Source organism: Burkholderia sp. A2, from assembly GCF_001729305.1.
GTDB classification, from domain to species: domain Bacteria; phylum Pseudomonadota; class Gammaproteobacteria; order Burkholderiales; family Burkholderiaceae; genus Burkholderia; species Burkholderia sola.
In genome coordinates this window covers 79,258-91,139 of sequence record NZ_LZXX01000118.1, presented here as the reverse complement: position 1 = coordinate 91,139, position 11,882 = coordinate 79,258, and the positions used below count along the sequence as shown (strand labels likewise).

Sequence of the window (11,882 nt, the reverse complement as noted above, 5' to 3'; positions counted from 1 at the left end):
CGCGGGCCCCGTGCGGCTGCGGGCCAGTGCGTCGCGAACGCGCCATTGTAGCCGGTTGGCCGTGCGTGGCGGCCGGTGCCGGCGCGAAACCGGGCGCGGTACGGCGGTGCTCACCCGTTTGCGCGATCCCAGTACGGCGGATCGCCGAAGTGCTCGGCCAGGAACGCGATAAACGCGAGCGTTTTCAGCGGTACGTGCGCGCGGCTCGGATAGACGGCCCAGATCGCGACGTCGTCCGCGAACGGGTAGTCGTCGAGCACCGTGACGAGCGCGCCGCTCGCGAGCAGCGGGCCGACGTCCCAGGTCGACTTGATCGCGATCCCGAAGCCGTCGACGAGCGCTTCGCGGATCGCCTCGCCGTTGCTCGCGACGAGCCGGCCGCCGACCCGCACCGTGAGCGGGCCCTGCGGCGTCGCGAACGACCAGTCGCGCTGGTCGCCGAGGATCACGCACTCGTGCTGCGTCAGGTCGGCCGGGTGGCGCGGCATGCCGCGTTCGGCGAGATAGGCGGGCGAGCAGCACAGCACGCGGCGGTTGGTGGCGAGCTTGCGGGCGACGAGCGTCGAATCCTTCAGCGCGCCGAGGCGGATCGCGACGTCGTAGCCGTCGTCGACGAGATCGACGATCTCGTCGGACAGCCGCAGATCGAGCGACACGGACGGGTAGCGGCGCAGGAACGCCGGAATCACCGGCGCGACGTGCTGGCGGCCGAACGACGACGACATCGACACCTTCAGCCGCCCGTACGGCTCGCTGCGACCGCGGCCGACCGACGCGCGCGCGGCGTCGGCCGCGGCCAGCAGCGCGTCGGCGCGCGCCATGAAGATTTCGCCGTCCTGCGTGAGGCTGATACGGCGCGTGGTGCGGTGCAGCAGCCGCGCGCCGAGCTGGCGTTCGAGCTGCGCGATGCGTGCGCTCGCGACCGCGGCCGACACGCCGAATTCGCGTCCGGCCGCGCTGACGTTCGCGAGCAGCGCCGCGCGCACGAACAGCGCGACGTCGAGCAGGTCGAGCGGCTTGTCGGGCGCGGGAATGGGATCCGGGCTGGGATCAGACGTCATTATTCTGAAATTCCTGAAAATGTTTCAGGAAATATAGCGGTTTTCTCGAATGATCGGGTTGCCTACGATGGCACGCATGGAGGTTGCGCCGCAGCCTGCCGGATTCCCTGAAAGGAGTATCGAGATGAAAGCCGTTGGATTGACCCGTTATCTGCCGATCGACGACCCGCAAGCGTTGCTCGACGTCGAACTGCCGCAGCCCGTGCCGGGCCCGCGCGATCTGCTCGTGAAAGTCGACGCGATTTCCGTGAACCCGGTCGACACCAAGGTGCGTGCGCCGAAGCCGCAGGTCGAGGAGACGCCGCGCGTGCTCGGCTGGGATGCGGCCGGCACGGTCGTCGCGGTCGGCGCCGACGTCACGCTGTTCCGGCCCGGCGACGAAGTGTTCTATGCGGGCAGCATTACGCGGCCCGGCGCGAACAGCGAATTCCACGCGGTCGACGAGCGGATCGCCGCGCTGAAGCCGCGCACGCTCGACTTCGCGGCGGCGGCCGCGCTGCCGCTCACCGCGCTGACCGCGTGGGAAGCGCTGTTCGACCGGTTGCGCGTGTCGCCGCAGGGCGCGGACGCCGGCAAGTCGGTGCTGATCATCGGCGGCGCGGGCGGCGTGGGCTCGATCGCGATCCAGCTCGCGAAGACGCTCGGCAAGCTGCACGTGATCGCGACCGCGTCGCGGCCGGCATCGGCCGAATGGGTGCGCACGCTCGGCGCGGATGCGGTGGTCGACCATTTCGGCGACCTGCCGGCGCAGTTGCGCGAGGCCGGCCATCCGAGCGTCGACTACGTGCTGATCTTCAACGACACCGACCATCATTTCCCGGCCGCGGCGGAAGTCATCCGGCCGCAGGGCGGCATTTGCACGATCGTCGAGAACGCGAAGCCGGTGCCGGTCGAATTGCTGAAGGCGAAGAGCGCCGCATTTCACTGGGAGTTCATGTTCACGCGTGCGATGTTCGAGACGCCGGACATGATCGAGCAGCACAAGATCCTGAGCGAGGTCGCGCGGCTCGTCGACGGCGGCACGCTGCGCACGACGCTCGGCGAACAGCTCGGCACGATCAATGCCGAGAACGTGCGGCGCGCGCACCGGATGCTCGAGGGCGGGCGCGCGATCGGCAAGCTCGTGCTGAGCGGTTTCTGAGCCGGCAGCGCGCGTCAATAAGGTGGCGGCGCCGCGAACGCAAGCGGGGTAACACCCGATGCGTTCGCGGCGCATTGCATCCCGCTTGGCGGTAGACTGGCAACGCATCATGCATCTAAAACCGCGCGGCACGCGCGTGCCGCCGCATGACAAGGAGGTCAGCATGAGCCAACGCAGCTTGTCGGTCGCCGCATCGTGGTCGGTCGTGTTCGCGGCGGCGTGCGTCAGCGCGAGCGTATTCGCGGCGCCGCCGGTCAAGGGCAGCCTGAAGGGCGGCGGTACGGGACAGCTCGAATACACCGTCAAGGTCGACTCGAAGACCTTCGGCAATGCGCAGGAGACCCGCAAGATCCGCTCGGGCGAGACGGACGATTTCAACTGGAAGTCGGTGCCGCCGAGCGGCGCGGTCGCGATGCCGGACGGCTGCCCGAACGCCGACAATCTGCCGCGCGACGCGAACGGCGCGATGGTGCGGCAGACCCAGGTGCGGCTCGCGCCGTCGGTCGACGCGAAGGGTGTCGCCAACGTGCAGTTGAGCTTCCAGGCAGCCGCGCCGAAGGGCACGCGCAGCGTGACGGCCGGCGGCAAGTCGCTGCAGTGTCCGGACGTCGTGTCGGTGAGCCAGGTGAAGTGGGTGTCGCTTCCGACCAACGGCGGGTCCAAGTCCGTGACGATGAGCGACGGCACCAAGGTAACGGTGTCGATCAAGCACTGAGCGGCGCGCGCGGGCCGGCGTTTCGTCCGGTGCGCGCGCAACCGGTTCGATCGGCGGAGCGAGCAGGGCGGCACGCGAGCAGGTCGTGCCGCGCCGCCGTTGCCGTGCGTTTTCGCCATCTGCTTCGCGGCGCGGTGCGCCGACCGTGCAAAGGCGATGCGTGACGTCATGCGGATGTCACGTTATGCTCGCCCGCATCCTTTCCTTTCCGTCACGACACCCCGATGAAACTTCGAATGCGTGCGTTGCTGTCCGCCATCGCGTTCGTCGCCGCGCACGCTCATGCGGCCGACGAGTGCAGTTTCGTGAAGAAGGTCGAGCTATCGTCGCGACAGCAGGTGGCCGTGGTGTCGAGCGGCGCACTCGAACCGTGCTCGACCGGCAGCTACGCGGTGCGCGTGTATTCGACCGCGCATGCCGCCCCGGGCTTCGATACCGACGATTACGTGACCGGCACGCTGCATGCGCGCGACGGCACGGTCGCCGATGCGTACACGGCCAATCTCGGCGTACGCGCGCCGCAGGCGCTCGTCGTGACCACGCGCTCGGCCGGCAGCGGCGGCTACGTCGGCGCGCAGGCCTATGTGTCGACGGCGCGCGCGGTGCGGCTCGTCGCATCGGTCGACGGGCTCGCGCCCGACGCGAATATCGCGGCCGCCCTTCGGCAGGCAATCGGCAAGCGACGCGGCGCGCACTGATCGCGCCGATCGCCCGATGTGCCGCCGCGCGTCAGTGCGTGCGCTCTTCGAGCCGCGCCGCGAGAAAGCGGTGATCGGCCGAGAACAGCCGGCGATAGGTCAGCAGCACCGCGCCGACGGTGCCGAGCGCGGAGGCCGCCGCGATCAGGAACATGATCACGATCTGGTAGCGCACGGCCTGCAGCGGCGACTGGCCGGCCAGCACCTGGCCCGTCATCATGCCCGGCAGGCTCACGACGCCGACCACCGCCATCTGGTTCAGCGTCGGCAGCATGCCCGCGCGCACGGCCTGGCGCGCGGCGTCCTGCGCGGCTTCCCAGCGCGTCGCGCCCAGCGCGAGGGCGGTCTCGACGCGATCGCGGCGCGCCGTGAGTTCTTCCATCATCCGCTCGACGCCGAGCGACACGCCCGTCAGCGTATTGCCGAGGATCATCCCGAGGATCGGAATCGCGTATTGCGGCGCGAACCACGGATGGATGCGGATCACGACGAACAGCCCGACCGCCGCGACGAACCAGCTGCTGAACCAGATCGACGCGATGCTGTCGATGCGCTGGCCGCGGTACGTGCGCTTGCCGCGTCCCGCGCCGGCGAAACCGGCGATCAGTGTCATCAGCGCGGTGAGCGGCAGCACGACGTACCAGTGCGGATGGCCGAACACCCAGCCGAGCACGTAGCCGATCGCGAGCAACTGCACGACGGTGCGCACCGCCGCGAGCGCGAGCTTGCGGCCGAGGCCGAGCGACAGCGCCGCCGAGATCGCGCCGTTGACGGCGACGAGCGCGGCGGCGATGCCGACGTCGACGAGGCTCAAGTCCTGCAGTGCCGGGCTCATTGCGCAGCCTCCGTCGGGGCGGCCGCGTGCAGCACGCCGGCCTGCATCACGAGCCGCATCGTGCCGATCCGCGCGGCCTGGGCCGGATCGTGCGAGATCCACATGTAGGCGCGGGCATCGGGCGCCGCGTCGAACCACGCCCCGACGAGCGCTTCGATCGCGCGCGCCGATTCGGGATCGAGCGCGGAGGTCGGCTCGTCGAGCAGCAGCACGTCCGGATCGAGCTGCAGCACGCGCAGCAGCGCGGTAATCTGCGCTTCGCCGCCGGACAGATCGCTCGCGCGCTTGTCGAGAAAATCGGCGCCGCGGCCGGCCTGCGCGGCGAGCGCTTCGGCGCGGGCGCGATCGAACGCCACGTCGCGATAGATCGCGAGCGAGTACGGGTAGCGCAATTGCGATTCGACGCTGCCGTCCATCTGCGCGGGGCGCTGGCGGACATAGGCGATGCTGCGCCGGTAGCGCGGAATCGCGCTGCGCCGGATCCGGCGGCCGCGCCACAGGAGGTGGCCGCCGTCGAGCGGATCGAGCAGCGCGAGCGCGCGCAGCAGCACGCTCTTGCCCGACCCGGATGGTCCGGTGATAGCAATTCGCGATCCCGCGGCGAGGCTGAAATCGGTCGGGGCGAGCAGCGTCTTGCCGCTGCTGGCGTCGCGCCGCGTGATGTGCTGTGCGTCGATGAGGCCGGTGGGCGAGGTCATGTCAAAAGTGAAAAAAAGCGTTAATGGCGCCGAAAGGCCGCCATCTCGTGCGCCATAATACCTATTGAAAAGCCGCAGTTGTCGTGCGCCGTTCGTCCACGCAAGCGGCCCGGCATGGTGCGGCAACGCTTCAGAACAACAACGGAACCGCCATGACGCTAACCCGAGCCATCGGCAAATCGGCTGCATGGATCGTCGGTATCGTCGCGGTGCTCATCGCGGCGGCCGGCATCTTTATCTTCACGTTCGACTGGAACCGCGCGAAACCGTGGGTCAACGAACAGGTGAGTACCGCGCTCGGTCGCCCGTTTGCGATCAACGGCGATCTCAAGGTCGGCTGGCGTCGTCCCGAGGGCGAGACCGGCTGGCGTGCATGGGTACCCTGGCCGAGCTTCTCGGCCACGCAACTCGAGATCGGCAATCCCGACTGGGCGCAGGCGCCCAAGTTCGTCACGCTCGATGCCGCGCACTTCGATCTCGCGCTCCTGCCGCTGCTGGCGCATGAAATCGTCATCCCTTCGATCGACGTCGTCAATCCTGCCGTCGATCTCGAGCGGCGCGCGGACGGCAGCAATACGTGGACCTTCCAGTTCAAGCAATCGTCGCAGCCTTCGCGGTGGAAGGTGCGGCTCGACAGCTTCGGGTTCGCGAAAGGCACCGTTACGTACCGCGACGCCATCACGAAAGCCGACCTGACCGTCGCGATCGATACGCTCGGCCAGCCGATTCCGCTCGGCGACGTGTTGAAAGAACAGGAGCAGACGTCGCGTGCGGCGTCGGCGCAGCGCGTCGGCAAGCACGGCGCCGCACAACTGGGCGCGAAGGCCGATGCGCAAGCCGCGTCGGGGGCATCGGGGGCGAGTGCGGCTGCGGCTTCGGGTGCGTCGGCGGCGAGTGCCGTTGCGGCGGCTGCTTCCGCATCGTCGGGTTCGTCCGCTTCTTCCGCGTCGGCGGCCGCTGCCGCGCCCGGCGCGAGCGGAGCCGCGGCGCCCGCGAAGCCGTCCGGCCCGACCTATGCGTTCGGGCTGAAGGTCGACGGCCGCTACAAGAACGTGCCGGTCAGCGGCACCGGGAAGGTCGGCGGCGTGCTCGCGATCCAGGACACGACGCGGCCGTTTCCGCTGCAGGCCGACGTGAAGGCCGGCGATACGCGGCTCGCGATCGTCGGCACGCTGACCGACCCGAGGCATCTCGCGGCGCTCGACCTGCGGCTGTGGCTGCAGGGCACGTCGATGTCGCACCTTTACCAGCTCACCGGCATCACGCTGCCCGATACGCCGCCTTACGCGACCGAAGGGCGCCTGATCGGCAACTTCAGGCAGAACGCGAGCACGTTCCGCTACGAGAACTTCAACGGGCGCGTCGGCGGCAGCGATCTCCACGGCACGCTCACCTGGGCGCAGCGCGTGCCGCGTCCGAAGCTGTCGGGCGAGCTCGTGTCGAACCTGCTGCAATTCTCTGACCTCGCGCCGGTGATCGGCGCCGACTCGGCCGCGAGCAAGAAGAAGCGCGGCGACACGACGCGCCAGCCGCCGGACCGCGTGCTGCCGGTCGCGGCGTTCCGCACCGAACGGTGGAGCGCGATCGATGCGGACGTGAAGTTCACCGGCCGCAAGCTGATCAAGAGCCCGCAGTTGCCGATCACCGACCTGTACACGCATATCCTGCTGCAGGACGGCGTGCTGACGCTCGAGCCGCTGCAGTTCGGCGTCGCGGGCGGCACGCTCGCGACGAATGCGCATCTCGACGGCAGCCGCACGCCGCTCAAGGGCCGCTTCACGCTGGCCGCGCGGCATCTGAAGCTCAAGCAGCTGTTCCCGACGCAGAAGGTGATGCAGACGGCCCTCGGCGAAATCAACGGCGATGCGTCGCTGTCGGCGACGGGCAATTCGCCGGCCGCGCTCGCGGCGACGTCGACCGGCGAAGTGAAGGCGCTGATCACCAACGGCCGCATCAGCCGCTTGCTGATGGAGGCTGCGGGGTTGAACGTCGCGAACGTCGTCTACGAGAAGCTGTTCGGCAACCGCGACGTCAACATCAACTGCGCGGCGATCGACTTCGTGGCGACCGACGGCATGCTCGACCCGAAGGTGTTCGCGCTCGATACCGACGATGCGCTGATCAACGTCGACGGCCCGATCAACCTGCGCGACGAATCAATCGACCTGAAGATCCATCCGCACACGAAGGGCTTCCGGATCTTCTCGCTGCGCTCGCCGTTGTATGCGAAGGGCACGTTCAAGAACCCGAAGGTCGGCGTCGATGCAGGCGCGCTCGCGCTGCGCGCCGGCGCGATGGTCGGACTCGGGTTGATCAACCCGTTCGCGGCGCTGATCCCGCTGATCGCGCCGAGCAACAACCGCGACGTGCCGTGCTCCGAACTGTTCGGCCAGTTGAAGGCCAAGGCGGCGCAGAAGGGGGCGGCGAAGGCCGGCAAGTGACGCGCAATTGCGGGAGCGGCATGCGCCACCGTGCGGCCTCGGCGTCGTTGCCGCGCCCCGCTGAGCGCCGGCCGCGCTGCGCTGCCAGCGCGCTCAGCGGCGCGCGCGTGCCCAGACGATCACCGGTTCGACCTCCCGGCCGGCGATCCGCACCGGTTCTGCGGTGCCGAGCTGCAGCCGGTCGCCGTCCAGGCTGACGACACGCTGCTGGACGTTGCCGATCCAGTTCGGATACAGGCTGACGTCCATTTCATGGGTCAACGTGCCGTCGTCGTCGACGTTGAAGGGGCCCGAATACGCGATGTAGCCGTGCGCCGCGGCCGCGCGCTCCTCGACGCTGCCGCCCTGCAGGTCGCCGTCCGCGTAGGGCGGACGGCCGGCCGCCATCAGCTGCGCGGACATGTAGCCGTCGGGCGTGTAGAGGATCCAGCCGCGCGCGTCGCGGCCGAGCGGATAGGTGACGGTGCTGCCGTCGCGCGGGCGGATTTCGTACGACACGAGGCGCCATGCGCCGACGAGTTGTTCGCGAAGCTGGCTGGCGAGCATGCGGGGCTCCGGTGAGACGGCGGTGACGCGCGTGCCGTCATGTTGACGGGCCGCCCGGCGGCGGGCGTGAGAGCCGCGAATAGGCCGTCGGGGCGGGGCGGTCGGCAGTTTCTCCGACACCTGCTAAAATACACGGTTTTCCGTCGATTTCTCTCTTAACGGGACCTGCCGTGCTTTCTACTGCCAACATCACGATGCAATTCGGGCCGAAGCCCTTGTTCGAGAATATCTCGGTCAAATTCGGCGAGGGCAACCGCTACGGTCTGATCGGCGCGAACGGCTGTGGCAAGTCGACCTTCATGAAGATCCTCGGCGGCGACCTCGAGCCGAGCGCCGGCAACGTCGCGCTGGAGCCGAACGTCCGCCTCGGCAAGCTGCGCCAGGACCAGTTCGCGTACGAAGACGTGCGCGTGCTCGACGTCGTGATGATGGGCCACACCGAGATGTGGGCCGCGATGACCGAGCGTGACGCGATCTACGCGAACCCGGAAGCCACCGACGACGACTACATGCACGCGGCCGAGCTCGAAGGCAAGTTCGCCGAATACGGCGGCTACGACGCCGAAGCGCGCGCGGGTGCGCTGCTGCTCGGCATCGGCATCGAGGAGAAGTTCCACAACGGCACGATGGCCGACGTCGCGCCGGGCTGGAAGCTGCGCGTGCTGCTCGCGCAGGCGCTGTTCTCGAAGCCGGACGTGCTGCTGCTCGACGAACCGACCAACAACCTCGACATCAACTCGATCCGTTGGCTCGAGCAGACGCTCAACGAGTACAACTCGACGATGATCATCATCTCGCACGATCGTCACTTCCTGAACTCGGTGTGCACGCACATGGCCGACATGGACTTCGGCACGCTGAAGGTCTGGCCGGGCAACTACGACGACTACATGCTCGCATCGGCACAGGCGCGCGAGCGCCAGGCCGCGGCGAATACGCGTGCCAAGGAACGCGTGGCCGAACTGCAGGACTTCGTGCGCCGCTTCTCGGCGAACAAGTCGAAGGCGCGCCAGGCCACCAGCCGCGCGAAGCAGATCGACAAGATCAAGATCGAGGAATTCAAGCCGTCGTCGCGCCAGAACCCGTTCATCCGTTTCGAGTTCGACAAGAAGCTGCACAACGTCGCGGTGGTCGCCGAAGAGATCACGAAGAAGTACGAGCGCACGATCTTCCAGAACTTCAACCTGTCGGTGCAGCCGGGCGAGCGCATCGCGATCATCGGCGAGAACGGCGCGGGCAAGACGACGCTGCTGCGTTCGCTGCTCGGCGCGCTGCCGCTCGATCACGGTACGGTGAAGTGGTCCGAGAACGCGAACGTCGGCTATATGCCGCAGGACACGTACGAGGAATTCCCGAACGACATCACGCTGATGGACTGGATCGACCAGTACCGCAAGGACGGCGACGACGAAACGATGGTGCGCGGCACGCTGGGCCGCCTGCTGTTCTCGTCGGACGACATCAGGAAGTCGGTGAAGGTGCTGTCGGGCGGCGAGAAGGGCCGCATGATCTGGGGCAAGCTGATGCTCGGCCGCCACAACGTGCTGCTGATGGACGAGCCGACCAACCACATGGACATGGAATCGATCGAGTCGCTGCAGATCGCGCTCGAGCAGTTCGAAGGCACGCTGATTTTCGTGTCGCACGACCGTGAGTTCGTGAGCGGGCTGGCGAACCGGATCATCGAGGTGAAGACGGACGGGACGTTGTTCGACTTCGGCGGGAATTATGAGGAATTCCTGGCGAGTCAAGGGCAGGAGTAAGTACCCTGAGGTTTTCTCCGGTCGTGGGTCCAATTTAGGCCTCACCGCGCGGAGCGGACCGCCAGAAGCGCTAAAAGCCCGCATCGACAGCAATGTCGATGCGGGCTTTTTCATTTCCCCACGGCAAAACCGGCCCGCGCCGCGCATTCCAGTTTCCTCTGCTTAATCGACTTCAGGTAAATTACCCACCCAACGCCACCCATCATTCCCCATTTCGTCTCCGGAGCCGTCTTCGATGCAGGACCATCCTCTCCCGCTCGACCTGTCCGGCCTTGCGCCCAGCCTGTACGCGCAGGGCACCGAGGAGGGCATCCTGTCGCGCCTGATGGAGCGGATCACGCCGACCAACCGTTTCTGCGTCGATATCGGCGCGAGCGACGGCCTGCGCAACAGCAACACCGCGCGGCTGCTGCGCGAACAGGATTGGGCAGGCGTACTCGTCGAAGGCAGCGCATACCGCTTCGGCAAGCTTGCCGCCCATTACGCGGGCGCGGAGCGTGTCCGGCTGCGCCACGATCGCATCCAACCCGATACGGTCGATCAACTGCTCGCCGATGCGAACGTACCGACCGACTTCGACCTGCTGTCGATCGACATCGACGGCAACGACTACTGGGTGTGGCGTGGGCTGCAAGCGTTCCAGCCGCGCATCGTCGTGATCGAATACAACCCGTACTACACGCCGCCCGAGCGTTGGGTCATGTGCTTCAATCCCGACCACGAATGGGACGGCTCGACCTATTACGGCGCGAGCCTCGAATCGCTCGTGCACCTCGGCCGCCAGAAAGGCTATGAACTCGTCTGCTGCGACGACATGGGAAACAACGCGTTTTTCGTGCGGCACGACCTGTACCCGCTGCTCGGCATCGCGAACAACGATCCGTCGGTGTTGTTCCGGCCGGCGATGTACAAGCTGCGCTACGTCGGACACAACACGTTCCTGACCGGTCATCCGTATCGGCATGGGCCGGCCGAGCACATCTGAATGGATGTGCTCGCCGTCACCTTCGACGAGATTCGCGACGCCTACGGGCTCGGTCGCGGCGGGCCGCCGACGCAGGTCAGCGAACGGGTGTGGCATCTGCCGGCCGACGGCGGCGCGGGTGTGGCGGTCAAGCTCTATGCGCTTGAACACCATGCGCGTGCGGTCAAGGAAGCCGCTGTCCTCGCGCATCTGGAAACGCATGGCGATACGCGTTTCCATGTGCAGACGCTCGAGCGCACGACGTCCGGTGCGTCGCTGTGGTCGGGGCAGCATTCGCATGCGATGCTGACGCGCTGGGAAGCCGGGCAATTCAAAACCTACGATACCTTTTCACCAACCGAATGGGACGCGCTCGGCGCGAGCCTGGCCGCGTTGCACCTGAGTCTCGAACGATTGCAACTGCCGTCGCTCGATACGATCCGCGCGCGGCTGACCTCGATCGACGCGGATGCGGTACGCCGCAGTCTGCTGGATGCACTCGATGGAGCCGATGCGAGCGCCGCCGCCTCCACGAACCTGCGCCGCTATGTCGATCTCGCGCTGCGCATGCTCGACCGCTACTATCCGGGCAGCATCGATGCGTTTCCGGCCGACGATCCGCAGCATCCGATCCACAACGACTACAACCAGTTCAACTATCTGTTCACGGGCACGCTGCCGCCGCTGATCGTCGACTGGGAAGCGTCGATCGCCGCGCCGCGCGAATACGAGCTGGTGCGCTGCCTGAATCATTTGCCGCTGGAAGCGCCGCGCCTTGCGCAAGCGTTCGTGCGTGCGTACCGGCGCGTGCGGCCGGTGAACCCGGCGCACATCCCGTGGGCGGTCGATGCCGCATGCGTGCAGCACGCGCTCAAGCTGTGGATCGTGCAAGGCTGGCTCGACGATCCGTCGCGCTTCGCGTCGCACCTGAACGGCGCGGTGACGATGGCATCCGCGATGGTGGACGCGCGCGGCCGTCTGATCGATTTCTTTTCCCGTTGCGTGGAAACAGGACACTGA

The 11,882-nt window shown here is 67.4% G+C and carries 11 protein-coding genes; 7 read left to right on the top strand and 4 right to left on the bottom strand.

Annotated features, from left to right (window positions below; genetic code table 11):
* Nucleotides 1-110: 110 nt before the first annotated feature.
* Complete coding sequence (locus A9Z05_RS27150; protein WP_069620822.1) at nt 111-1,061, bottom strand: LysR family transcriptional regulator; 951 nt, start codon at nt 1,059-1,061, stop codon at nt 111-113.
* A gap of 124 nt (nt 1,062-1,185) precedes the next feature.
* Between A9Z05_RS27150 and A9Z05_RS27145 the strand changes: the two genes are divergently transcribed.
* From A9Z05_RS27145 to A9Z05_RS27135, 3 genes are all read left to right on the top strand, one after another.
* Entirely contained in the window at nt 1,186-2,202 is a 1,017-nt protein-coding gene (locus A9Z05_RS27145) for a zinc-binding alcohol dehydrogenase family protein (protein ID WP_069620821.1), read from the top strand.
* 163 nt (nt 2,203-2,365) lie between these two features.
* A complete protein-coding gene (locus A9Z05_RS27140) occupies nt 2,366-2,917 on the top strand; it encodes a DUF6013 family protein (RefSeq protein ID WP_069620820.1) in 552 nt (183 codons plus the stop codon).
* A gap of 224 nt (nt 2,918-3,141) precedes the next feature.
* Nucleotides 3,142-3,615, top strand: a complete 474-nt coding sequence (locus A9Z05_RS27135) for a PliI family lysozyme inhibitor of I-type lysozyme (RefSeq protein ID WP_069620819.1) — start codon at nt 3,142-3,144, stop codon at nt 3,613-3,615.
* 31 nt (nt 3,616-3,646) lie between these two features.
* Here A9Z05_RS27135 and fetB read toward each other — a convergent pair whose 3' ends face one another.
* Together fetB and A9Z05_RS27125 are read right to left on the bottom strand one after the other, a co-directional pair.
* The gene (fetB, locus tag A9Z05_RS27130; protein ID WP_069620818.1) at nt 3,647-4,450 is read right to left on the bottom strand and encodes an iron export ABC transporter permease subunit FetB; all 804 of its coding nucleotides are present in this window, start codon (nt 4,448-4,450) and stop codon (nt 3,647-3,649) included.
* Nucleotides 4,447-5,148 carry an ATP-binding cassette domain-containing protein gene (locus A9Z05_RS27125; RefSeq protein ID WP_069620817.1) on the bottom strand — a complete coding sequence of 234 codons (702 nt, stop codon included), beginning with the start codon at nt 5,146-5,148 and terminating at the stop codon, nt 4,447-4,449. Before A9Z05_RS27125 ends, fetB begins: the two co-directional genes overlap by 4 nt.
* 152 nt (nt 5,149-5,300) lie before the next feature.
* Between A9Z05_RS27125 and A9Z05_RS27120 the strand changes: the two genes are divergently transcribed.
* Entirely contained in the window at nt 5,301-7,589 is a 2,289-nt protein-coding gene (locus A9Z05_RS27120; protein WP_069620816.1) for an AsmA family protein, read from the top strand.
* 93 nt (nt 7,590-7,682) lie between these two features.
* Here A9Z05_RS27120 and A9Z05_RS27115 read toward each other — a convergent pair whose 3' ends face one another.
* Nucleotides 7,683-8,135 carry a lipocalin-like domain-containing protein gene (locus tag A9Z05_RS27115; protein ID WP_069620815.1) on the bottom strand — a complete coding sequence of 151 codons (453 nt, stop codon included), beginning with the start codon at nt 8,133-8,135 and terminating at the stop codon, nt 7,683-7,685.
* A 170-nt stretch (nt 8,136-8,305) separates the two neighbouring features.
* Between A9Z05_RS27115 and A9Z05_RS27110 the strand changes: the two genes are divergently transcribed.
* The 3 genes from A9Z05_RS27110 to A9Z05_RS27100 all read left to right on the top strand — a co-directional run bounded on the left by A9Z05_RS27110 (nt 8,306) and on the right by A9Z05_RS27100 (nt 11,882).
* On the top strand, nt 8,306-9,898 hold the full coding sequence (locus A9Z05_RS27110) for an ABC-F family ATPase (protein WP_069620814.1): 1,593 nt from the start codon (nt 8,306-8,308) through the stop codon (nt 9,896-9,898).
* Between the two features lie 235 nt (nt 9,899-10,133).
* The gene (locus A9Z05_RS27105; RefSeq protein WP_069620813.1) at nt 10,134-10,883 is read left to right on the top strand and encodes an FkbM family methyltransferase; all 750 of its coding nucleotides are present in this window, start codon (nt 10,134-10,136) and stop codon (nt 10,881-10,883) included.
* The gene (locus A9Z05_RS27100; protein ID WP_069620812.1) at nt 10,884-11,882 is read left to right on the top strand and encodes a phosphotransferase enzyme family protein; all 999 of its coding nucleotides are present in this window, start codon (nt 10,884-10,886) and stop codon (nt 11,880-11,882) included.

What these genes read in the sequence shown, in the direction of transcription:
- A9Z05_RS27150 (WP_069620822.1), bottom strand. Translation starts at nt 1,061, where the DNA reads ATGACGTCTGATCCCAGCCCGGATCCCATTCCCGCGCCCGACAAGCCG.
- A9Z05_RS27145 (WP_069620821.1), top strand. Translation starts at nt 1,186, where the DNA reads ATGAAAGCCGTTGGATTGACCCGTTATCTGCCGATCGACGACCCGCAA.
- A9Z05_RS27140 (WP_069620820.1), top strand. Translation starts at nt 2,366, where the DNA reads ATGAGCCAACGCAGCTTGTCGGTCGCCGCATCGTGGTCGGTCGTGTTC.
- A9Z05_RS27135 (WP_069620819.1), top strand. Translation starts at nt 3,142, where the DNA reads ATGAAACTTCGAATGCGTGCGTTGCTGTCCGCCATCGCGTTCGTCGCC.
- fetB (WP_069620818.1), bottom strand. Translation starts at nt 4,450, where the DNA reads ATGAGCCCGGCACTGCAGGACTTGAGCCTCGTCGACGTCGGCATCGCC.
- A9Z05_RS27125 (WP_069620817.1), bottom strand. Translation starts at nt 5,148, where the DNA reads ATGACCTCGCCCACCGGCCTCATCGACGCACAGCACATCACGCGGCGC.
- A9Z05_RS27120 (WP_069620816.1), top strand. Translation starts at nt 5,301, where the DNA reads ATGACGCTAACCCGAGCCATCGGCAAATCGGCTGCATGGATCGTCGGT.
- A9Z05_RS27115 (WP_069620815.1), bottom strand. Translation starts at nt 8,135, where the DNA reads ATGCTCGCCAGCCAGCTTCGCGAACAACTCGTCGGCGCATGGCGCCTC.
- A9Z05_RS27105 (WP_069620813.1), top strand. Translation starts at nt 10,134, where the DNA reads ATGCAGGACCATCCTCTCCCGCTCGACCTGTCCGGCCTTGCGCCCAGC.
- A9Z05_RS27100 (WP_069620812.1), top strand. Translation starts at nt 10,884, where the DNA reads ATGGATGTGCTCGCCGTCACCTTCGACGAGATTCGCGACGCCTACGGG.